22 protein-coding genes, 1 pseudogene and 1 riboswitch are annotated in these 20,416 nt (G+C 73.9%); of the genes and pseudogenes, 10 read left to right on the plus strand and 13 right to left on the minus strand.

The window, feature by feature from the left end:
* Nucleotides 1-48 precede the first annotated feature (48 nt).
* From ectA to thpD, 4 genes and pseudogenes are all read left to right on the plus strand, one after another.
* Nucleotides 49-552: a diaminobutyrate acetyltransferase gene (ectA, locus tag H6H00_RS10580; RefSeq protein WP_185721112.1), complete on the plus strand. Its 504-nt coding sequence runs from the start codon at nt 49-51 to the stop codon at nt 550-552.
* A gap of 7 nt (nt 553-559) precedes the next feature.
* Nucleotides 560-1,822, plus strand: coding sequence for a diaminobutyrate--2-oxoglutarate transaminase (gene ectB, locus H6H00_RS10585; protein ID WP_185718374.1), 1,263 nt, complete (start codon nt 560-562; stop codon nt 1,820-1,822).
* On the plus strand, nt 1,823-2,233 hold the full coding sequence (locus H6H00_RS10590) for an ectoine synthase (protein WP_185718373.1): 411 nt from the start codon (nt 1,823-1,825) through the stop codon (nt 2,231-2,233). It begins immediately after the preceding gene.
* A gap of 3 nt (nt 2,234-2,236) precedes the next feature.
* Nucleotides 2,237-3,140, plus strand: a pseudogene (thpD, locus tag H6H00_RS10595) (ectoine hydroxylase).
* A 6-nt stretch (nt 3,141-3,146) separates the two neighbouring features.
* On the opposite strand, the gene H6H00_RS10600 reads toward thpD, so the two are convergent.
* On the minus strand, nt 3,147-3,917 hold the full coding sequence (locus H6H00_RS10600) for an SGNH/GDSL hydrolase family protein (protein WP_185721114.1): 771 nt from the start codon (nt 3,915-3,917) through the stop codon (nt 3,147-3,149).
* A 127-nt stretch (nt 3,918-4,044) separates the two neighbouring features.
* Here H6H00_RS10600 and H6H00_RS10605 point away from each other — a divergent pair, with 127 nt between their 5' ends.
* Complete coding sequence (locus tag H6H00_RS10605) at nt 4,045-4,686, plus strand: DUF3159 domain-containing protein (protein ID WP_185721115.1); 642 nt, start codon at nt 4,045-4,047, stop codon at nt 4,684-4,686.
* Nucleotides 4,687-4,782: 96 nt separating this feature from the next.
* Complete coding sequence (locus tag H6H00_RS10610) at nt 4,783-5,493, plus strand: hypothetical protein (RefSeq protein WP_185721116.1); 711 nt, start codon at nt 4,783-4,785, stop codon at nt 5,491-5,493.
* 6 nt (nt 5,494-5,499) lie between these two features.
* On the opposite strand, the gene thiE is transcribed toward H6H00_RS10610, so the two are convergent.
* A complete protein-coding gene (thiE, locus tag H6H00_RS10615; RefSeq protein WP_185721117.1) occupies nt 5,500-6,144 on the minus strand; it encodes a thiamine phosphate synthase in 645 nt (214 codons plus the stop codon).
* 23 nt (nt 6,145-6,167) lie between these two features.
* Nucleotides 6,168-6,273: riboswitch (TPP riboswitch) on the plus strand.
* On the opposite strand from thiE, the gene thiO reads away from it, so the two are divergent.
* The 3 genes from thiO to H6H00_RS10630 all read left to right on the plus strand — a co-directional run bounded on the left by thiO (nt 6,266) and on the right by H6H00_RS10630 (nt 8,335).
* Nucleotides 6,266-7,375 (plus strand): glycine oxidase ThiO, encoded by a 1,110-nt coding sequence (thiO, locus tag H6H00_RS10620; RefSeq protein WP_185721118.1) that lies wholly within the window; start codon nt 6,266-6,268, stop codon nt 7,373-7,375. Its footprint overlaps the riboswitch before it by 8 nt.
* Nucleotides 7,372-7,572, plus strand: a complete 201-nt coding sequence (thiS, locus tag H6H00_RS10625; protein ID WP_185721119.1) for a sulfur carrier protein ThiS — start codon at nt 7,372-7,374, stop codon at nt 7,570-7,572. Before thiO ends, thiS begins: the two co-directional genes overlap by 4 nt.
* 1 nt (nt 7,573) lies before the next feature.
* The gene (locus tag H6H00_RS10630; RefSeq protein WP_185721120.1) at nt 7,574-8,335 is read left to right on the plus strand and encodes a thiazole synthase; all 762 of its coding nucleotides are present in this window, start codon (nt 7,574-7,576) and stop codon (nt 8,333-8,335) included.
* 73 nt (nt 8,336-8,408) lie between these two features.
* Here the strand turns inward: H6H00_RS10630 and H6H00_RS10635 are convergent, their stop codons facing one another.
* From H6H00_RS10635 to H6H00_RS10650, 4 genes are read right to left on the minus strand one after another with little or no spacing between them, the layout of a single operon-like run.
* Complete coding sequence (locus H6H00_RS10635) at nt 8,409-10,172, minus strand: MFS transporter (protein ID WP_185721121.1); 1,764 nt, start codon at nt 10,170-10,172, stop codon at nt 8,409-8,411.
* Between the two features lie 31 nt (nt 10,173-10,203).
* Nucleotides 10,204-10,668: a MarR family winged helix-turn-helix transcriptional regulator gene (locus H6H00_RS10640; protein ID WP_185721122.1), complete on the minus strand. Its 465-nt coding sequence runs from the start codon at nt 10,666-10,668 to the stop codon at nt 10,204-10,206.
* 36 nt (nt 10,669-10,704) lie between these two features.
* Nucleotides 10,705-11,160, minus strand: coding sequence for a MarR family winged helix-turn-helix transcriptional regulator (locus tag H6H00_RS10645; RefSeq protein WP_185721123.1), 456 nt, complete (start codon nt 11,158-11,160; stop codon nt 10,705-10,707).
* Nucleotides 11,153-11,677 (minus strand): gamma carbonic anhydrase family protein, encoded by a 525-nt coding sequence (locus tag H6H00_RS10650; protein ID WP_185721124.1) that lies wholly within the window; start codon nt 11,675-11,677, stop codon nt 11,153-11,155. Before H6H00_RS10650 ends, H6H00_RS10645 begins: the two co-directional genes overlap by 8 nt.
* Before the next feature lie 120 nt (nt 11,678-11,797).
* On the opposite strand from H6H00_RS10650, the gene H6H00_RS10655 reads away from it, so the two are divergent.
* On the plus strand, nt 11,798-12,613 hold the full coding sequence (locus H6H00_RS10655; protein WP_185721125.1) for a GerMN domain-containing protein: 816 nt from the start codon (nt 11,798-11,800) through the stop codon (nt 12,611-12,613).
* A gap of 1 nt (nt 12,614) precedes the next feature.
* On the opposite strand, the gene H6H00_RS10660 is transcribed toward H6H00_RS10655, so the two are convergent.
* The 7 genes from H6H00_RS10660 to H6H00_RS10690 form a co-directional block, all read right to left on the minus strand.
* A complete protein-coding gene (locus H6H00_RS10660) occupies nt 12,615-13,277 on the minus strand; it encodes a hypothetical protein (RefSeq protein ID WP_185721126.1) in 663 nt (220 codons plus the stop codon).
* A 44-nt stretch (nt 13,278-13,321) separates the two neighbouring features.
* Entirely contained in the window at nt 13,322-13,957 is a 636-nt protein-coding gene (locus tag H6H00_RS10665) for a MadR family response regulator transcription factor (protein ID WP_185722330.1), read from the minus strand.
* 41 nt (nt 13,958-13,998) lie between these two features.
* Nucleotides 13,999-15,354, minus strand: a complete 1,356-nt coding sequence (locus H6H00_RS10670) for a MadS family sensor histidine kinase (protein WP_255425684.1) — start codon at nt 15,352-15,354, stop codon at nt 13,999-14,001.
* A 7-nt stretch (nt 15,355-15,361) separates the two neighbouring features.
* Complete coding sequence (locus H6H00_RS10675) at nt 15,362-16,597, minus strand: iron-containing alcohol dehydrogenase (protein WP_344736538.1); 1,236 nt, start codon at nt 16,595-16,597, stop codon at nt 15,362-15,364.
* A gap of 181 nt (nt 16,598-16,778) precedes the next feature.
* Complete coding sequence (locus H6H00_RS10680) at nt 16,779-17,894, minus strand: XdhC family protein (RefSeq protein ID WP_185721128.1); 1,116 nt, start codon at nt 17,892-17,894, stop codon at nt 16,779-16,781.
* Nucleotides 17,887-19,023, minus strand: a complete 1,137-nt coding sequence (locus H6H00_RS10685) for a vWA domain-containing protein (protein WP_185721129.1) — start codon at nt 19,021-19,023, stop codon at nt 17,887-17,889. Before H6H00_RS10685 ends, H6H00_RS10680 begins: the two co-directional genes overlap by 8 nt.
* A gap of 7 nt (nt 19,024-19,030) precedes the next feature.
* On the minus strand, nt 19,031-19,927 hold the full coding sequence (locus H6H00_RS10690) for an AAA family ATPase (RefSeq protein ID WP_255425685.1): 897 nt from the start codon (nt 19,925-19,927) through the stop codon (nt 19,031-19,033).
* Between the last annotated feature and the right edge of the window lie 489 nt (nt 19,928-20,416).

The raw sequence follows: 20,416 nt of genomic DNA on the forward strand, positions 1-20,416 counted from the left end.
GTTCCGCACGCCTGTCCTGCGAGGGCTTTGCCTGTAGATTTCCAGGTCATGTCCGCAACCGGCCCGACGACGACGTCGATCCCCACCACGGCCGACGGTGCGGCGATGTGGGAGATCGTGTCCGCCTCGCCCTTCCTCGACGTCAACTCGCGCTACGCGTACGCCCTCTGGTGTCGCGACTTCGCCGCGACGTCGATCGTCGCCCGCCTGGGGGACCGGGTGGTCGGGTTCGTGACCGGCTACGTCCGGCCGGACCAGCCCGACACGCTGTTCGTGTGGCAGGTGGCGGTGGACGAGGCGGCGCGCGGGAAGCGGGCGGCGTCCACGATGCTCGACGACCTGGTCGTCCGGGTCGGGGTGCCGTACCTGGAGACGACCGTCACCGACGACAACGCCGCCTCGCTCGCGATGTTCGCGGGTCTGGCGAAGCGGACCGGGACGACGATGGAACGCACGGAACTGTTCGGCGAGTCCGAACTCGGCACGGAGCACGATCCCGAGTACTTCTACCGCATCGGGCCCATGGATCTGAAGACGCTGACGCGAGGGTGATGACGAGATGACCGTGTTCGAAGACCTGGAGTCCGAGGTCCGCAGCTACTGCCGGAACTGGCCGGTCGTGTTCGACACCGCGGTCGGTTCGCGCCTCACCGATGTCGACGGGAACACCTATCTGGACTTCTTCGCCGGGGCGGGGGCGTTGAACTACGGGCACAACCCGCCGGCGTTGAAGAAGCCGTTGTTGGAGTACCTGGCCCGGGACGGGATCACCCACGGGCTGGACATGTACACCACGGCCAAGGGTGAGTTCCTGCACGCGTTCGAGGACGGGATCCTCAAGCCGCGTGGGTTGGACTACAAGGTGCAGTTCCCCGGTCCGACGGGTGCGAACACGGTGGAGTCGGCGTTGAAGCTGGCGCGGAAGATCAGCGGCAAAGAGGCCATGATCAATTTCACGAACGCGTTCCACGGGATGACGCTGGGTGCGTTGTCGGTGACGGGTAACTCGATGAAGCGCGGCGGGGCCGGCATTCCGCTGGTGCATGCCACGCCGATGCCGTTCGACAACTACTTCGACGGTACGCAGCCGGACTTCCTGTGGATGGAGAAGCTGCTGCAGGACTCCGGTTCGGGGTTGAACGAGCCGGCTGCGGTGATCGTGGAGACGGTGCAGGGCGAGGGCGGGATCAACCCGGCGCGGGTGGAGTGGTTGCAGGGCCTGGACGCGTTGTGCAAGCGCAACGGCATCCTGCTGATCGTCGACGACGTGCAGATGGGCATCGGCCGCACCGGCCCGTTCTTCTCCTTCGAGATCGCGGGTATCCAGCCCGACATCGTGTGCATCTCCAAGTCGATCAGCGGTTACGGGTTGCCGATGGCGCTGACGCTGATCAAGCCGGAGCACGACGTGTGGGGTCCCGGCGAGCACAACGGCACCTTCCGCGGCAACAACCCCGCGTTCGTCACCGCGACGGCGGCGATCAAGGAGTTCTGGTCCGACGACGCGCTGGAGCGGTCGACGATCGCGAAGGGGGAGCGGGTGCACGAGGCGTTCTCCGAGATCGCGGCGCGTTCGCAGACCGTGGAGCTGACCCCGAAGGGTCGTGGGTTGGCGCGCGGTCTGCAGTTCGGGCAGCCGGAGCTCGCGGCGAAGGCGTGTGCCGCGGCGTTCGAACGGGGACTGCTCATGGAGACCTCGGGCCCGTCCGACGAGGTCATGAAGATCCTCCCGGCCCTGACCATCACCGATGCCGAGCTCGACGAGGGTCTCGCCATCGTCGCGGAGTCCGTGGCCGCCGTCACCGAAGGGATGTCCCAGTAGATGATCGTCCGCACGCTCGACGAGATCACCGACACCGAACGCGACGTCAAGACCGAGAACTGGCGCAGCAAGCGCATCGTCCTCGGCGGCGACCGCGTCGGGTTCTCGGTGCACGAGACGGTGCTCAAGGCCGGCACCGTCAACGACTTCTGGTACGCGAACCACATCGAGGCCGTCTTCATCACCGAGGGTGAGGGCGAGCTGTACGACAAGGACAACGACACGACCTACGCGCTCGCGCCCGGGTCGATCTACGTCCTGAACGGAAACGAGCGCCACCAGCTGCGTCCGCGCACGCAGATGCGGACGGTGTGCGTGTTCAACCCTCCCGTCACCGGTCGCGAGGTGCACGACGAGAACGGCGTGTACCCGCTGATCACGGTGGACGAGGAGGAGAAGGAGGCTTCGTAGGGCATGGCAGTCACGGACCGACGGACGGCACGCCACGGCGACCGCTACCCCACGCGGGTGGCGGACCGCCCGGTGATCATCGACCGGGCGGAACCCGCGGTGTGGAGCACGGCACCGGGGTTGCTCTCGGCCGAGGAGCTCGCGGCGCACGAACGCGACGGCTTCGTATCGGTCCCGGGACTGCTCACCCCCCGAGGAGGTGGTCGGGTTCTCCGCGGAGCTCGACCGCCTCGCCACCGACCCCGCGGTGCACGCCGACGAGCGCACGATCACCGAGAAGTCCTCCGGGCAGGTGCGCTCGGTCTTCGAGGTGCACGCGCTGAGCCGCACGATCGCCGACCTCATCGCCGACGAGCGCGTGGCCGGCCGGGCCCGGCAGATCCTCGGCTCCGAGGTCTACGTCCACCAGAGCCGGATCAACTACAAGCCCGGCTTCGGCGGCGGCGGGTTCTACTGGCACTCCGACTTCGAGACCTGGCACGCCGAGGACGGCATGCCCTCCCCGCGCGCGGTGAGCATCTCGATCTCGCTGACCGACAACTACGCGCACAACGGCTGCCTGATGATCATGCCGGGGTCGCACAAGGAGTTCGTCGCCTGCGTGGGGGAGACCCCCGCCGACCACTACAAGGACTCGCTCAAGGAGCAGGAGGTCGGCACCCCCGACCAGGAGAGCCTCACCGCGCTGGCCGACCGGCACGGGATCGCGATGATCACCGGTGCGGCCGGGTCGGCCACGCTGTTCGACTCCAACTGCATGCACGGCTCCGGCGGGAACATCACCCCGTACCCGCGGTCGAACATCTTCGTGGTGTTCAACAGCGTGGAGAACCGGTTGGAGGAGCCGTTCGCGGCCCCGGCCCCGCGGCCCCGGCACGTCGCGGCGCGCGCGGTGGCCCCGGTCTGACCCGCCCTACCCGGCGTCGAGCGGCAGCAGGTCGGGCCGCTTGGGCACGAACCCGTCGCCGGTGCGCCTGCCCTGGATCCGCTTGCGGACGAACGGCACGGCGAACTCGCGCATCCAGCGCAGGTCGTCGGCCTGGCGGGCGCGCCACGGCATCGGGTCGCCGTCGGGGATCGGCGCGCGCCAGTCCTCCGACACGGGCTGGCCGAGCGTCTCCAGCACCCGCAGCGCGACGCGCCGGTGGGCGTCGGGACGCAGGTGCAGCCGGTCGGGTCCCCACGCGCGCGGGTCGGCCAGCGGGGCCATCCCCCACAGGTCGACGACGTGGCTGCCGTGCCGCTCCGCGATGGCCCGCATCGACTCGTTGAAGCACGCGACGCGGCCGCGGAGCCTGCGGATCAGCGGGTGCATCCGGCCGAGGTCGAACCCGGTGAAGATGAAGACCTCGGCGCCGGTGGCGGTGACCCGGCCGAGTGCGTCGTCGAAGCGGCGGGCGAGGTCGTCGGTGTCGCAGGCGAAGCGGATCAGGTCGTTGCCGCCCGCGCAGAACGCCACCAGGTCCGGCCGCAGCCGCTCCGCGATCGGGAGCTGGTCGGCGACGATCTGGTCGAGCAGCTTGCCGCGCACCGCGAGGTTGGCGTAGCGGAACCCGGGCCGCCCCGCCGCGATGTGCTCGGCGACGCGGTCGGCCCAGCCGCGGGGCGACCCGTCGGGTCGCCAGTCGTCGAGCCCCTCGGTGAAACTGTCGCCGATGGCCACGAAGCTGTTCCAGCTGCCCATGACGACCGCCTCCTGTTCACGTCGGCTCCATCCGACCGACGGATGAAGGTCATCCCAGGATCACCCATCGGCGACGATCCGCGCCAGTGCCGGTGATCTATCCGTGTCCATAGGGCACCCTCAGTGGATGGCCCCTTCCGAACCGTCGCTGACCGAGGTGCTCGGCGGCCGTGGCGGTGCCGTCGACGCGACGGTGCCCGTGGCCGCGTTCGTCCTCGCCTGGGGCCTGGCGGGGGCACTGGGCTGGCCCGGTCCGATCGCCTGGGGCGGCGGGGCCGCGGTGCTGGCCGCGGGCGTCGTCGCGGTGGTGCGGCTGCGCGGAGGCACCCGGCCGCGGGCCGTCGTGTTCGGGCTGCTGGGCGTCACCGTGGCCGCGATCGTCGCACTGGCCACCGGCAACGCGGCCGACTTCTTCCTGGTCCGGCTGCTGGGCAACGCCGTGAGCGCGCTGGCCTGGGCGGTGTCGATCGTCGTGCGCTGGCCGCTGCTCGGGCTCGTCGTCGGCACGGCGCTCGGCCAGCACACGCGCTGGCGCCGCGATCCCGACCTGCTGCGCGGCTACCAGCGCGCGAGCTGGGTCTGGGTCGCCCAGTACGTCGTGCGGCTGGCGGTGTTCCTGCCGCTGTACTCCGCCGGCGCGGTGGTGGCGCTCGGCGTCGCCCAGACGGTGCTGACCTGGCCGCTGGTCGCGATCTGCGTCGCCTCGTCCTGGCCGCTGGTGCGCTCGGCGCTGCCCGAGGGGCACGGGGGGATCCGGCACCCCCGGTGAGCGTCGCCACTCGCGCATGATCGTCGGAAACGATCCAGAGCCGCCGTTCGCTGAACAGGGTGACACCCCGTCCCGATCAGGAACGCGAACGGAGCCATGCCCCGCCACCCCACCGCCCCGCCCGAGCCGCCCACCGTCGAGGTCGTGACGCCGCCCAGGGCGCCCGACCTGACGGTGAACAAGATCATCGCCGGAGCGGGGGCCGCGGCGACCGCCGCGGTGCTGGGGTCCTACCTGGGTGCCGCGGGCACCGTCGCGGGGGCGGCGATCGGGTCGGTGGCGAGCACCGTGGCCACCACGCTCTACCAGCGCTCGCTCGACCGGACCCGGGACACCGTCGTCGCCCGCATCCGGCCGGTGGTCCCGGCGCAGCGCGGCCCCGCCGACGGTCACGGCGGCGGTCCCGATCCCGACGCCGACACCGTGGTCCTCGCCCCGGTCCCGCCGCCGCGCCGCCGGTGGCGCCGGGCCGCGGTCGGGGCGCTGGTCGTGTTCGTGCTGGGCCTGGCCGCCGTCACCGGGCTGGAGTGGGCGAACGGGTCGAGCCTCACCACGGACGAGTCGGGCACCTCGGTCGGCCGGGTCGTGACCCCGGATCCCGCAGCGGGCGCGCCCGCCGACGACCCGTCCCCGGCCGAGGACCCCGACGCCCCCTCCGACGAGGACGCGACGCCGCCCTCGGAGGACGCCGGGGCCACCGGGGGTGCCGAGCCCACGGAGACGCCGGACCCCGCGACCCCGACCGCGACCCCGGAGCCGACGGCAGAGGACCTGCTGCCGTCGCTCGACCCGCGTCCGGGCCGGTAGCGGGGCTCAGGGCAGGCGGGCGGCGAGCGCCGTCGCGGCCGCCTCGGGGTCCTCGGCCTCGGTGATCGCCCGCACCACGACGATCCGCTCGGCGCCGGCGTCGAGGACCTCGGAGATCCGCTCGTGGTCGATCCCCCCGATCGCGAACCACGGGCGGGCGGGCGCCCGCCCGGCGACCGTCCGGACCAGGCCCAGCCCGGGTGCCGGGCGGCCGGGCTTGGTCGGGGTCGGCCAGCACGGGCCTACGCAGAAGTAGTCGACGCCGGGCTCGTCGGCGGCCGCGAGCGTCTCGTCCGGGCTGTGCGAGGAGCGCCCGATCACGACGTCGTCGCCGACGATCCGGCGCGCCCAGTCCACGGGCAGGTCGTCCTGCCCGAGGTGCAGCACGTCGGCCCCCGCGGCGAGCGCGACGTCGGCCCGGTCGTTCACCGCGAGCAGGGCCCCGTGCCGCGCGCACACCTCCGCGAGCACCTCCAGCGCGGCGAGCTCGTCGCGGGCCTCCATGCCCTTGTCACGGAGCTGGATCACGTCGACGCCGCCGGACAGCGCGGCGTCGGCGAACTCCGCGAGGTCCGGGCGGGCGGGCGTGCAGAGGTAGAGGCGGGCGTCGTCGAGCCGCGCGCGCAGGGCGTCACCATCGAGTCCGGGCACGGACGTGAGCGTAGGCTGACCGACAGGTGACGCACGGGAGCCCCGGTGGGGCTGAGAGGGGATCCGCGGATCCCGACCGTCGAACCTGATCCGGGTCATGCCGGCGCAGGGAGCGGGGAGCATGCAGGAACTGACGGTGATCGGCGCGGGCGTGATCGGCCTGTCCTGCGCCTGGCGGGCGGCCGCGGCGGGGTGGCGGGTCACGGTGGTCGACCCGGCGCCGTCGTCGGGGGCGTCCTGGGTGGCGGGCGGCATGCTCGCCCCCGTCACGGAGGCCTGGCCCGGCGAGGAGCAGCTGCTCGACCTGGGCGTCGAGTCGCTGCGCCGTTGGCCCGGCTTCGCCGCCGACCTGGGGCCGTGCGGGCTGCGCACCGAGGGCACCGTCGTCGCGGCCACGGGGGCGGGCGACCGCGCCGAGCTCGACGCCGTCGCCGCGCACCTCGCCCGCCTGGGCCGCGAGGTGCAGCGGCTGTCCGGGCGCGAGCTGCGGCGGCTCGAACCCGCGATCGGGCCCGACGTGCGCGGCGGGCTGTCGGTGCCCGGCGACCTCGCCGTGGACAACCGGGAGCTGCTGGCCGCCCTGCGGCGCGCGGCCGAGGCGACCGGGGTGCGGTTCGTCGCGGTGGCGGTCGAGGCGGTCGTCGACGACGGGGCGCAGGTGACCGGCGTGCTCCTGGCGGGCGAGGACGGGCGGGTGCTCCCCGCCTCCACCGTCCTCGTGGCCGCCGGGGCCCGCTCCGGGTCGCTGCACCCCGTCCTCGACGGGCTGGTGCGTCCGGTGAAGGGCGAGATCCTGCGGCTCGCGCACCGGCCGGGGGCGTTCCCGCCGCCGCGGCGGACCGTCCGCGCGCTCGTCGACGGCCGGGCCGTCTACCTCGTCCCGCGCGACGGCGGCGGCCTGGTCGTCGGCGCGACGCAGACCGAGACCGGGTTCGACACGGAGGTCACCGTCGGCGGGGTCCGCGACCTGCTCCGCGACGCCGAGCGCGTGCTGCCCGGCATCGCCGAGTACGCGCTGCGCGAGTCCGCGGCGGGGCTGCGGCCCGGCTCCCCCGACAACCGCCCGCTGATCGGCGCGCTCGGCCCCGCCGGCCTGCTCGTCGCCACCGGCCACGGCCGCAACGGGATGCTGCTCGCCCCGCTCACCGCCGACGCCGTGCTCGACGTGCTCCGCGGCGCGCCCGGCCCGGCCGACGCCGACCCGACCCGGTTCCAGGAGGTCCTCGCATGACCGTCTTCCTCAACGGGGAGGCCGCCGAGCTGTCCGACGACGCGTCGGTGCTCGACGCGCTCGACGCCATCGGCGCGCCGCGCACGGGCGTGGCGGTGGCCGTCGACGGCTCGGTCGTGCGCCGGGCCGACTGGGCCGGCACGGCGCTCGCGGACGGTGCGCGCGTCGAGGTGCTCACCGCGGTGCAGGGAGGCTGAGATGGACGACGTGCTGGTCATCGGCGGTCGGAAGATCGCGTCGCGGCTCATCATGGGCACCGGGGGCGCCGCGAACCTGGAGGTGCTGGAGCGCGCGCTGGTCGCGTCCGGCACCACGTTGACGACGGTGGCGATGCGCCGCGTCGACGCCGCGACGGGGACCGGGGTGCTCGACCTGCTGCGCCGCCTCGGCATCGAGGTCCTCCCCAACACCGCGGGCTGCCGGACCGCGGCCGAGGCCGTGCTCACCGCGCAGCTCGCGCGGGAGGCGCTGGGGACCGCGCTGGTGAAGCTGGAGGTCGTCGCCGACGACCGCACCCTGCTGCCCGACCCGATCGAGCTCCTCGACGCCGCCGAGCAGCTCGTCGACGACGGGTTCACGGTGCTGCCCTACACCAACGACGACCCCGTGCTCGCCCGGAAGCTGGAGCAGGTCGGGTGCGCGGCCGTCATGCCGCTGGGGTCGCCGATCGGGACCGGGCTGGGCATCCGCAACCCGCACAACATCGCGATGATCGTGGAGGCGGCGGGCGTGCCGGTCGTCCTCGACGCGGGGATCGGCACCGCGTCGGAGGCGGCGCAGGCGATGGAGCTGGGCTGCGACGCCGTACTGCTCGCCACCGCCGTCACCCGTGCCGCCGACCCGGAGCGGATGGCCCACGCCATGCGCCTGGGCGTGGAGGCGGGCCGGGCGGCCCACGGCGCCGGCCGGATCCCGCGGCGGTACTGGGCGCAGGCGTCGTCCCCCGACCCCGACGCCTGACGCCGCCCGCGCGCCCTCCCGGGTTCCGCGCGCCCCCGACGGCGCGCGGAACCCGGACCGGCGCGCGGACCGGTCAGTGCTCGGTCACGCGGGCGACCTGTCGCTCGCTCAGACCGATCTCGCGCAGCCGCTTGAGCGAGGCGTCGAGCCGGTCGCGGGTGGCGCGCAGGTCGCGCCGGGCCGCCTCGATCTCGTCGATGGCCTGCAGGGCCGCGTGCGGCTGCGGGACGAGCACCGCGAGCAGGCGGTCCCGGGCCTCCTCGGTGCGGTCGGCGTGCCGGCCCGCGGGGGCCGCCGCGTCGGCGACGGGGGCGGGCTCCGGCTCGGGGGCCGCCCCGACCGTCGTCCGCAGCGGGACCTCGCGGATCAGCAGCACGGCCACCAGCGTCACCAGCGACGCGACGGCCGCGATGCCGAAGACCAGGGCCAGTCCGTCGCCGTAGGCCGCGCGGACCGCCTCGGCCTGGGCGGGGCTGTCGGTGGCGAGGCCGCCGAGTCCCGACGACGTGCCGCTGAGCGCGGTGACCCGGGCGTCGAGCACGACCCCGAGGATCGTCACGCCGACCGTGCCGCCGAGCGAGCGCAGGAACGCCACGAGCGAGCTCGCGGCACCGACGTCGCGGACGTCGACGGTGTTCTGCACGGCCAGCACCAGGTTCTGCATGCTCATGCCGATCCCCAGGCCGAGGACCGCGAGGAACACCCCGATCCGGGGCACGGGCGTCGTGTGGTCGATCGTGGTGAGCAGGGCGAGGCCGGTCGTGATCAGCACCGCGCCGGTGACGAGGAAGGCCTTCCAGCGCCCGAAGCGGCTGATCAGCTGCCCGGACCCGGTCGAGGCCACCACCAGCCCGCCGACCAGCGGCAGCGTGAGCAGGCCCGCGGTCGTCGGGTCGTAGGAGCGCGCGATCTGGAAGTACTGGCCGAGGTAGACCGTGCTGCCGAACATCACGACGCCGACCACCAGGCTCGCGACCACCGACAGCACGACGGTGCGCTCGCGGAACAGCGTCATCGGGACCACGGGCTCCTTCGCCCGCAGCTCCACGAACACCGCGGCGACGAGCGCGGCGAGGCCGAGCCCGGCCAGCGACAGCGAGACGGGCGAGCCCCAGGCGAACTGCGAGCCGGCCAGCGAGATCCAGATCAGCAGGGCCGAGACGCCACCGGAGATCAGCGCGGCACCGAGGTAGTCCAGGTGCACCTCGCGCTTGATCGTCGGCACGTGCAGCGTCTTCTGCAGCACGGCGAGCGCGAGCAGGCCGATCGGCACGCCGATGAAGAACGTCCAGCGCCAGCCCAGCGCGGGGGTGCTCACGAGCAGCCCGCCGATCAGCGGTCCGGACACCGTGGCGGCGGCCAGGACGGCCCCGAGGTAGCCGGAGTAGCGGCCGCGCTCGCGGGGCGGGATCAGCGCGGCGATGACGACCTGGGCGAGCGCCTGCAGGCCGCCCGCGCCCAGGCCCTGCCCGGCGCGCCAGGCGATCAGCTCGCCCATCGACCCGGCGAGCCCGGCCCCGATCGAGGTGCCGACGAAGACCAGGATGGCCGCCTGGACCAGCAGCTTCTTGCTGAACAGGTCGGCGAGCTTGCCCCAGATCGGGGTGGAGGCCGTGGTCGTCAGCAGGGTGGCGGTGACGACCCAGGTGTAGCCGGTCTGGTCGCCGTGCAGGTCGGCGACGATCGTCGGCAGGGCGTTGGACACGATCGTGCTGGACAGGATCGCGATGAACAGGCCGAGCAGCAGCCCGCTGAGTGCGGTGAGCACCTCGCGCCGGCTGCGCACGGGTTCCGGCGGCGTGGCCGGGACGGCGCGCGCGGGAGCGGTGGTGGTCATGACGGGTCCTTCGGGAGTGCGGTGGTGGATGTCAGGAGAGGGCGGCGAGGTCGCCCGCGCGGGCGTCGATCTCCTCGGCGAGCGCGACGACGAGCCGGGCGACGGTGTGGACGTCGCCGGCGTCGCTGCGCTCGAGCGCGCTGCGGACCAGGTCGCGCTTGAGGCGGCGGGTCCGCTCGACCAGCTCGTGGCCGGCGGGGGTGAGGGAGACCAGACCGGCGCGGCGGTCGGTCGGGTCGGGGCGGCGGCAGGCGAGCCCGCGGGAGGCGAGCTCGCCGACCTGCCTGCTCACCACCGACTGGTCGACGCCCCGGAGCTCGGCGATCTCCCCGATGCGGTGCTCGCCCTCGTCGAGCAGCCCGGCGAGCTGGAGCAGGGCCAGCGTCGAGTGGGTGGCGTTCGGGATGCGTCGTCCGGCGCCGCGCCAGGACCGCACCAGGCAGGTGACGGCGTCGGCCAGCTCGTCGACCGCGTCGTCGCCCGAGATCGTGTGCATAGGACAACTATATGGAACATGGTTGCGACATGCAACCTATAGGTCGGGCTCCGGTGGGTTGAGGGTCGCCGCGAGGCGGGTGAGCCCGTCGGCCAGCGTGGCGATGTCCTCGGTCGACCAGGACTCCAGCCGGGTGAGCCACTCCTCGTGCCGCGCGCGGGAGACCTCCTCGAGGCGGCTGCGCCCGTCGTCGGAGAGCTCGAGCAGGAACGCGCGGCCGTCGAGGGGATCGGGCCGGCGCACGACGAGCCCGAGCGCCAGCAGCGCCGAGACCTGGCGGCTCATCGTCGACTTGTCGAGCCCGAACTCCTCGGCGAGGTCGACCAGGCGCAGCGGCGCCATCCGGGCGACGGCCAGCAGGATCGCGTAGCTCGCCGCGTCGACGTCGGGGTGCAGGCGGGTGGCGAGGGTGCGCAGGACGCTGCGCGAGCGTCGCAGCAGCAGGCTGACCTCGTGCTCCAGCCGCTCGACCTGCCGGTCGTGCTCACTCAACGGGCCGCACCCCGTCACGGTGGCGGCGGGCGAGGTCGCGGTAGATCTGCGGGTTGCCCTCCACCCACCAGCGGGCCGTCTCGGTGAGCGGGCCCTTCGTCCGCGCGACGGCGCCGAGCACCAGCTGCCCGTCGGGGACGACGGTGTTCGGGGGCACCGTCGCACCCGCGCCGACCAGGCAGCGCGCGCCGATCCGGGCCCCGTCCTGGATGGTCGACCCGTTGCCGACCAGGGCCTCCGCGCCGATCACGCAGCCGTGCACGACGCAGAGGTGGCCGATGGTGGCGCCCGCCCCGATCTCGGTGACCGGGTCGTCGCCGCCGTGCAGCACCGACCCGTCCTGCACGTTCGCTCCCTCGCGCACGATGATCGGCCCGAAGTCGGCGCGCAGCACGGCGCCGTACCAGATCGAGGCGTGCGCCTCGACCCGCACGTCGCCGACGAGGGTGGCGGTGGGTGCGACGAACGCGTCGGGGTGCACGGTGGGGGAGATCCCCTCGAACGAGAACAGCGGCATGGGTACACGGTGCCGCACCCGGTCGAGTGGTCCGTGCGGGGGATGGCCCGGGCAGGGGGCAACCTGGGGGGCGTCCGGTGCGTCCGCCCTCCACCGGACGTCGACGGTGAGGTGGTTCCGATGCGACGCATCGCGCTCGTGGCCCTGTTCGTCCTGCTGGCCGGCTGCGCTGCCGCCGAACCGGACCCCGTTCCGGTGCCCGCGGACCCCGGCACCGCAGCGCCCACGGCCGCGGCGCTCCCCGTCTACTTCGTCGCCGAGACCGCCGCCGGGCCGCGCCTGTACCGGGAGTTCCACCGGGTGGCCTCCACCGACCCGGCGAGCGACGCGGTGCGCGAGATGTTCGCGGGAGCGACCGACCCCGACTACCGCACGCCGTGGCCGTCCGGGTCGGACCTGCGTTCCCCGGTCACCACCGGCGGCGGGGTGATCACGGTGGACCTCACGGGTGTGCCGCCCGGCGCCCAGGTGGGTTCCGCGGGTGCGGTGTGGGCGGTGCAGCAGCTCGTCTACACCGTGCAGGGCGCGCTGCAGTCGACCGACCCGGTGCGGGTGCTGCTCGACGGTGAGCCGGTCGACGAGCTGTTCGGCGCGGTGTCCACGGCGGACCCGGTGCCCCGCGCCGACCTCTACGCCACCCGCTCCCTGGTGCAGATCGACGCCCCCGCCCACGGGGCCGTCGTCACCTCCCCGGTCGAGGTGACGGGCGAGGCGGCGGTGTTCGAGGCGACGCTGCCGTGGCAGGTCCTGCGCGACGGCGAGGTCGTCGCCTCCGGTGTCGCCGGTACCGCGGAGGGCCAGGTGTTCGCGCCGTTCGCGTTCGCGCTCGACCTGGCGCCCGGCGAGTACGTCGTGCGCATCTCCGAGGACGACCCGTCCGACGGGGAGGGCCGCCCGGTCCTCACCGACGACCGGGCGATCACGGTGACCGGCTGACTCAGGGCCGCGCGTCCGGGGGGACCGGACCCTCGACGGGCGCCGGGCCCGCGGGGGGAGCCGGCCGGGGCGGGGGCCGCAGACCCAGCCCGGCCAGCTCCAGCGCGGCCAGGCCGTCGATCGTCGCGCGGTCGTCGCGGCGCCATGCGGCGATCGGGTCGGGTGAGACGGCGAGCAGCCGGCGCACCGGTGCGCGGGTGAGGGCGCGCAGGGCGAGCAGGTCGGGGCCGACGGAGCGGGCCGTCCGCGCGGCGCGGGCCGCGACGATCCAGCGCACCCGCAGCGCCAGCCAGAGCGCCACCACCGGGGCCGCGCCGATCACGACGATCGCGACGGCCGTGCCCGTGGCCGCGGTGGCGACCGCGGCCACCTGCTCCCGCCCGGCGTCGCCCAGCGACTGCCCGGCGCTGGTCCCGGTGCCCAGCGAGCGGGCCAGGTCCTCGCCCACGAAGGGCAGCCCGCGGGCGGCGTTCGCGGCGTCGGTGAACGCCCCGCGCACCGCGTCACCGGCGTCGGCCAGCGTCATCGCCGGCCCCTGCAGCCCGTTGACCAGCGCCTTCGTCGCCAGCGCGACGTTGACGACCACCACGACCCACAGCACCGTGAGCACGTCGGCCAGGATCTGGAGCGCCATGCGGACGGGGTGTTCGGCGTAGGGACGCATGGCCGCGCAGCGTATCCGCGGCCCGGACCCGGCGAGCGCCGGAGTCAGAGCAGGCCGAGCTTCGTCGCGGCGTAGACGGCCTCGGCGCGGCGGCTCACCATCAGCTTGCGCATGAGGTTGCCGACGTGGAACTTCACCGTGGTCTCGGAGATGAACAGCTCCGCGCCGATCGCGCGGTTGGACAGGCCGCGGGCGAGCAGGCGCAGGACGTCGAGCTCGCGCTCGGTGAGCCGCTCCCGGTCCGGGACGCCGCCGGAGAGCGACCGGACCATCGCCGACGCGCTGCGGGCGTCGAACGCGCTCTCCCCGCGCGAGACGGCCCGGATCGCGCGCACCAGCTCGGTCGTGTCGACGTCCTTGACGACGTACCCGCGCGCGCCCGCCTGCACCGACTCCACGACGAGCCGGTCCTCGGCGAACGTGGTGAGCACGAGCACGCCGAGGCCGGGGTGGGCGGCGCAGAGGCGGCGGCAGACGTCGAGGCCGTCGGTCTGGGGGCCCGCGGTGAGCTTGAGGTCGAGCAGCACGACGTGCGGCCGGGAGGCGGCGACGGCGGCGATGGCGTCGTTCGGGGTGCCGGCCTCGCCGACGACGCGCAGGTCGTCCTCGCGCTCCAGCACCGCGCGCAGTCCCTGTCGCATGATCGAGTGGTCGTCGACGAGCACGATCCGCGTCGGCATCGGCCGGGCGCGCGTCGGGGGCTCGGTACGGGTGGCGGCGTTCACGGCGTGCTCCTGTCGGGTGCGCAGGGGACGGGGACGTCCACCTGCACCTGCAGCCCGCCGAGCCGGGCCCGCCGGAACGTCAGCGACCCGCCCAGCTCGCGGGCGCGGGTCTGCATGTTGACCAGTCCGCGGTGCTCGCCGGACGGGGCGACGACGCTGGCCCGCAGGCTGCGCCGGACGGCGTCGGGGCTGCCGCGGCCGTCGTCGGAGATCGTCAGCCGGACCTGCCCGCAGGTGTAGGCCAGCCGCACGACGGCCCTGCTCGCGTCGGCGTGCACCGCGGTGTTGAACAGGGCCTCGCCCGCGATCCGGAACAGCGACTGCTCGCAGTCGGCGGGCAGCGCCACCGGCTTGCCGCCGATCCGCACCTCGACGCGCAGCTCGTCGGGCATGTGCACGCCGGACAGGCGCCGCAGCATCGACGGCAGGTCCTCGTCGGCGCAGCCGTCGCGCTCGTTGAGGGCGTAGATCGCCGAGCGCAGCTGCTCGACCGCGCGGCGGGTGAGGTCCTTCGCGGTGTCGAGCTGGCCGCGCAGCCGCTCGTCGTCGATCTCGGAGCGCACGAGCTCGATGTGCATGCCCGCCGAGAGCGCGTACTGGGTGACGCTGTCGTGCAGCTCGCGCGCGATCCGGTGCCGCTCGACGTCGAGCACCTCGCGCTGGCGGGCGGCCCCCAGCTCGGCCTGGGTGGCGACGAGCTGGTCGTTGCGGGCCTTGAGGTCGTCGGCCTGCTGCGTGGCGTGGGCGTAGAGCCGGGCCGAGTGCTCGTGCAGCGCGCAGTTCTGCAGCGCCGCGGCCGTCTGACCGGCCAGGATGCGCAGCACCGACTGGTCGGTGCCGTCGATCTCGCGCTCCTCGGGCGTCCACGCGATGAACCCGCCGACGACCCGTCCGTCGAGCCGCACGGGCACGTGCAGGTGCCGGCGGGTGACCTCGGCGGGATGGGGGTGGTCGTCGGCGCGGCCGGTGTGGATGTGCCGGACGTGGTCGCGGATCCGCACCGGGACCGTCGCCAGGTCGGGCCACTCGGCGCTGTCCGGGCCGCGCACGAGGTGGCGCGGGCGGGCGTCGGGCAGCTCCCCGTCGACGAGGGCGAACGCGACCCACTCGGCGGAGAGGTGGTTGGCCGCCGCCTCGACGACGGCCCGCACCAGTGCCTCGGACCCCTCCATCGTGCGGACGAGCGCGGCGGAGATCCGCTCCAGCGCGTGGATGACGCGGCGCATGCGCTCCGCGGACACCCGGTACTCCGGGTAGTAGTGCGGCTTGCCCGACCGCAGGCCGGTGAGCGCCTCGAGGTCGGGCCGGGGCCGGGCCGGGGTGCGCTTGGGGGGCCACGCCGCGGTGGTCACCTGGCCGTCACATCGCCGCCCGGAACAGGCTCTCGATGTCGTCGAACGACGCGCCGCGCGGGTTCGTCGTCAGGCAGGCGTCGCCGAGGGTGAGCTGGGCCAGCCGCGGGATGTCGGCGTCGGTGACGCCGAGGGAGGACAGCCCCTTCGGCACGCCGACCTCGTCGCCCAGCTCGCGCACGGACTCCGCGACCAGGTGCACGGCCTCGGTGGCGGGAGCGCCGAGCACGTCCAGGCCCATCGCCTGCGCGATCGGGACGAAGCGCTCGGGGGAGTCGGCGCCGTTGAAGCGGATGACGTGCGGCAGCAGCACCCCGTTGACGACGCCGTGCGGCAGGTCGAGCATCCCGCCGACCTGGTGGCTCATGGCGTGCGTGGCGCCGAGGATCGCGTTGGTGAACGCCAGCCCCGCTTCCAGGGCGGCCTGCGCCATCAGCGAGCGGGCCTCCGCGTTGCGCGGGCGCAGCATCGTCTCGGCGAGGTTGGAGTTGACCAGGGAGATCGCCTGCAGCGCGTGGTGGTCGGTGAGCGGCCCGTGGGCCAGCGAGACGAAGGCCTCGATGCCGTGGGTGAGCGCGTCGAGGCCGGTGGCGGCGTTGAGCCACTCCGGCATCGTGACCAGCAGCCGCGGGTCGACGACGGAGACGTCCGGGACGAGGGCCCGGCCCATGATCGTGATCTTGGTGTGCCGCTCAGTGTCGGTGACGATGCAGAACTGGGAGACGTCGGCGCCGGTGCCCGACGTGGTGGGCATCATGATCAGCGGGGGGATCGGGTGCGCGATCCGGTCGATGCCCTCGTAGTCGAGGATCCGCCCGCCGTTGGCGGCGAGCAGCGCGACGCCCTTGGCCGCGTCGATGACGGAGCCGCCGCCGATGCCGAGCACGACGTCGCAGCCGGACTCGAGGTAGCGCTCGTAGCCCGCCTGGATCTCGTGGTCCTTCGGGTTGGGCGTGAGGTCCAGCCACACCTGCGGTGCGAGCCCGGCCGCGGTCAGCTGCGCCAGCAGCTCCGCGGGCCAGCCCGCCTCCATGACGCCCGGGTCGGTGACGACGAACGGCCGCCGCGCCCCGAGGCGACCCGCGGCGTGCGCGGCCTCGGACAGCGATCCCTCGCCGAACACGATCTCCGGGGCATGGAACTTGGACAGCCGCAGCGGCTGGTGCTCGGAACGCTGCTCCGGGCTGCGTCGAGCGAGCAGCACCGAGTCGCCGACCCGGCGCGCTTCTCCGACGAGGACCACATTGCCCCCTTGCATTGCTTCGGCCCGTGCACCCGAGGTGACGTGATGCACAGCGTCGTCGAGGTTACAAGAGGTCCGGGCCGAGTGGGCGGGGCAGAAGGGTGCGGTCTGGCCCGATCGGACAGCCCCGGTGGTCCCGATGCCGCAGTCGCCCGAACCGACCCTCCCCGTCCGGACGGGATCAGCCGACGTGGATGGGCCCCTCGCGCTCCGCGAGGCGGATGCCCGCCCCGCCCCAGTGCTGCGCGATCATCTCCGCGGCGATCGACACGGCCGTCTCCTCCGGGGTGCGGGCGCCGAGGTCGAGCCCGATCGGCGAGGACATGCGCGCGAGCTCGGCCTCAGTGAGCCCCTTCTCGCGCAACCGCTCCAGCCGGTCGTCGTGGGTGCGCCGCGAGCCCATCGCGCCGATGTAGGCGACCTCGGGCAGCCGCAGCGCGACCTCCAGCAGCGGCACGTCGAACTTGGGGTCGTGGGTGAGCACGCAGAGCACCGTGCGCTTGTCGATGCGCCCGGCGTCGGCCTCGGCCTGCAGGTAGCGGTGCGGCCACTCCACGACGACCTCGTTGGCCCCCGGGAACCGCGACGCCGTGGCGAACACCGGCCGCGCGTCGCAGACCGTGACCCGGAAGCCGAGGAAGCTGCCCATGCGGGCGACGGCCGCCGCGAAGTCGATCGCGCCGAACACGATCATGCGGGGCGGCGGGGCGAAGGACTCGACGAACACGGTCAGGCCCTCGCCGCGGCGCTGGCCGTCGACGCCGTAGGTGACCTGGCCGTTGCGGCCCGCGTCGAGCAGGCCGCGCGCGTCGTCGCGGATGGCGTCGTCGAGCCGGGGGGAGCCGGTGCCGCCCTCGACGTGGTCGGGCCACACGATCAGCCGCGTGCCCAGGCGCTCGGCCGGCCCGGCGATGACGGTGGCCACCGCGACCGGGGACTCGTCGCGGATCGCCTCGGCGATCCGGCCGAGCTCGGCGTAGGTCTCCGGGTTCACCTTCTCCACGAAGATGTCGATGATCCCGCCGCAGGTCAGGCCCACGGTGAAGGCGTCCTCGTCGGACACGCCGTAGCGCTGGAACAGCGGGCGCCCGTCGGCCAGCACCTCCTGGCCCAGCTCGTAGACCGCACCCTCGACGCAGCCGCCCGACACGCTGCCGACGGCCTCGCCGCCCGGCCCGATCAGCATCGACGCGCCGGGCTGGCGGGGCGCGGAGCTGTAGGTGCCGACGACCGTGGCGAGCGCGGCCGTCTCGCCCTTGGCCCACCACTCGTCGAGCTTGCCCAGTACGTCACGCATTCCGAACCACCTCGAGAAGCTCTTCCAGGGTGGCCAGGCTGTGCCCGGCCAGCAGATCGTCCAAGTACGGTAGGGCGGCGACTATTCCGCCCTGCACCGGGGCGTACCCGTCCTTCCCCGCGTGCGGGTTGACCCAGACGAGCTTGTGCGCGAGCCGGTGCAGCCGCGACATCTGCACGCCGAGCAGGTCGGTCTCGCCGCGCTCCCAGCCGTCGGAGAACACGACGACGACCGCGCGCCGGGCCGCGCCGCGCTGCCCCCAGCGGTCGACGAACGCGCGCATGACCTCGCCGAGCCGGGTGCCGCCGGACCAGTCCGGGATGGCGCGGCCCGCCGCGGCGAGCGCGCGGTCGGCGTCGCGCATCCGCAGCTCGCGGGTGATGCGGGTGAGCCGGGTGCCGAGCGTGAACGCCTCGACGGTCCCGGGCGAGCGCCGGACGACGACGTGGGCGAAGCGCAGCAGGGCGTCGGCGTAGGGCTCCATCGACCCGGAGACGTCGACGAGCAGGACGACCCGGCGCGGGCGGCGGGAGTGGTCGCGGTGGTGCAGGCGGCGCAGCTCGCCCTGGTCGCGCAGCGCGGCGCGCAGGGTGCGGCCCGGGTCGGTCGGGCCGTGGCGGGACGGGCGCAGGCGCCGGGAGCGGCGCGTCGGCAGCTCGGGGCGCAGCAGCGCGAGGAGCCGGCGCAGGTGCTCGCGCTCGGCCGGGGTGAGCTCGGCGAGGTCGCGGTTGCGGAGCACCTCGTTGCCGCTGGCCCGCGCGAAGACCTGGGTGCTCTCGCCTGCGTCGTCCTCGTCGGACTCGCCCTGCGTCGACGGCGTGAGCGCGGCCAGCTTCGGCGGCGGGGGCTTGCGCTCGTCGACGACGCGGGTGCGGCCGCCCCCGCGGGGCGGGGTGAACCAGTCGTCGAACGCGCGGTCGTAGCGCGGCAGGTCGTCGGGGTCGGAGCACAGGGTGAGCCGGCCGGCCCAGTAAGTCTGGGTGCGGCTGGTGACGTCGAGCGCGTCGAGGGCGGCCAGGAAGGCCGCCACGCGGTCGGTGGTGACGGCCAGCCCCGCGGCGCGCAGGACGACGGTGAAGCCGACGAGCCCCTCGATGGGGTCGCCGACCGGGACCTCGGTGCTGGTCACGGGCCCCTCAGGAGGCGAGCAGGGTGTCGAGCTGCTTGCGGACGCGGTCGGCGTCCTCGCGGTACTTGAGGACGGCGCCGAGGGTGGCCGCCGCGCTGTCCACGTCGAGGTGGCTCGCGCCGACCAGCTGCAGCGCGCGGGCCCAGTCGATGGTCTCCGCGACGCCGGGGGGCTTGAGGAGGTCGGCCTGGCGCAGTGCGCGGACGGCCCCGGCCACCTGGGCCGCGAGCCGCTCGGGGATCCCGGGCAGCCGGGAGTGCAGGATCTCGATCTCGCGCTGCAGGTCGGGGTGGTCGAGCCACAGGTAGAGGCAGCGCCGCTTGAGGGCGTCGTGCACCTCGCGCGTGCGGTTGGAGGTGAGCACCACCAGCGGCGGGACCGTCGCCCGGATCTCGCCGATCTCCGGGATGGTGACGGCGTGCTCGGTGAGCACCTCCAGCAGGAAGGCCTCGAACTCGTCGTCGGCGCGGTCGATCTCGTCGATCAGCAGCACGCTCGGCGTGGTCTGCAGGGCCTCGAGGATCGGGCGGGCCAGCAGGAAGCGCGGGTCGTAGAGGGAGGCCTCGACGGCGTCGGTGTCGAGGGCGCCGCTGCCCGCGGTGGCCTCGAGCGCGCGCAGGTGCAGCAGCTGGCGCGGGAAGTCCCAGTCGTAGAGCGCCTGCGAGGCGTCGATCCCGTCGTGGCACTGCAGCCGGATCAGTTTCGCGCCCAGCACCTGGGCGAGCGCCTGGGCCAGCGCGGTCTTGCCCGTTCCGGGTTCGCCCTCGCAGAACAGGGGTCGATTCATCTGCATGGCGAGGAACGTGGCGGTCGCCAGCCCGTCGTCGGCGAGATATCCGGTGGAGCGCAGAGCGGCGGCCAACGCGGCGGGGGAGTCCGCCGGACCTGCGGGGCGATCGTTCACGGCTCCAGCATGACGGACCGCCGGGGTGCAGGCCACCTCGGGCCGCCGGCCCCTCGCGGTGGGTGCACGGGTCATGACGCTGGGTCGACCGAAAGGTGTGACGGGTTCGGCAATACTTTCACTTTGGACGCATTGGTTCGACCGTGATCGACCCGTGATGTCATGCGCGTGACCTGGTGATGTTCACGTATCGCCCACGTAATGCTGCCGTTACCGTGACGATCGTCACTCGGCAGAAGTTTGCCGTTCTGCCTGTTCCGGCTCGTAGCGTCGTCCGTCGGTCGATCCGCGAGGATCGTCCGAGAATGCATCCGGAACCGTCGCGCCACACCCTGTCCCGCGGCTCCGGTCCGTCGAGATGAATACGGGACAGGGATGAGGACGCCGATTCCCGGCCACTGCACGACGGTGGTCGCGGAACCGGCAAAGGACGCGTCAGCGGATCACTCCCTACCGCCGACGAGCACGTCCTCCGATACGGCGCGAATT

It is taken from the genome of Pseudonocardia petroleophila (genome assembly GCF_014235185.1).
In the GTDB taxonomy this organism is placed as follows: domain Bacteria; phylum Actinomycetota; class Actinomycetes; order Mycobacteriales; family Pseudonocardiaceae; genus Pseudonocardia; species Pseudonocardia petroleophila.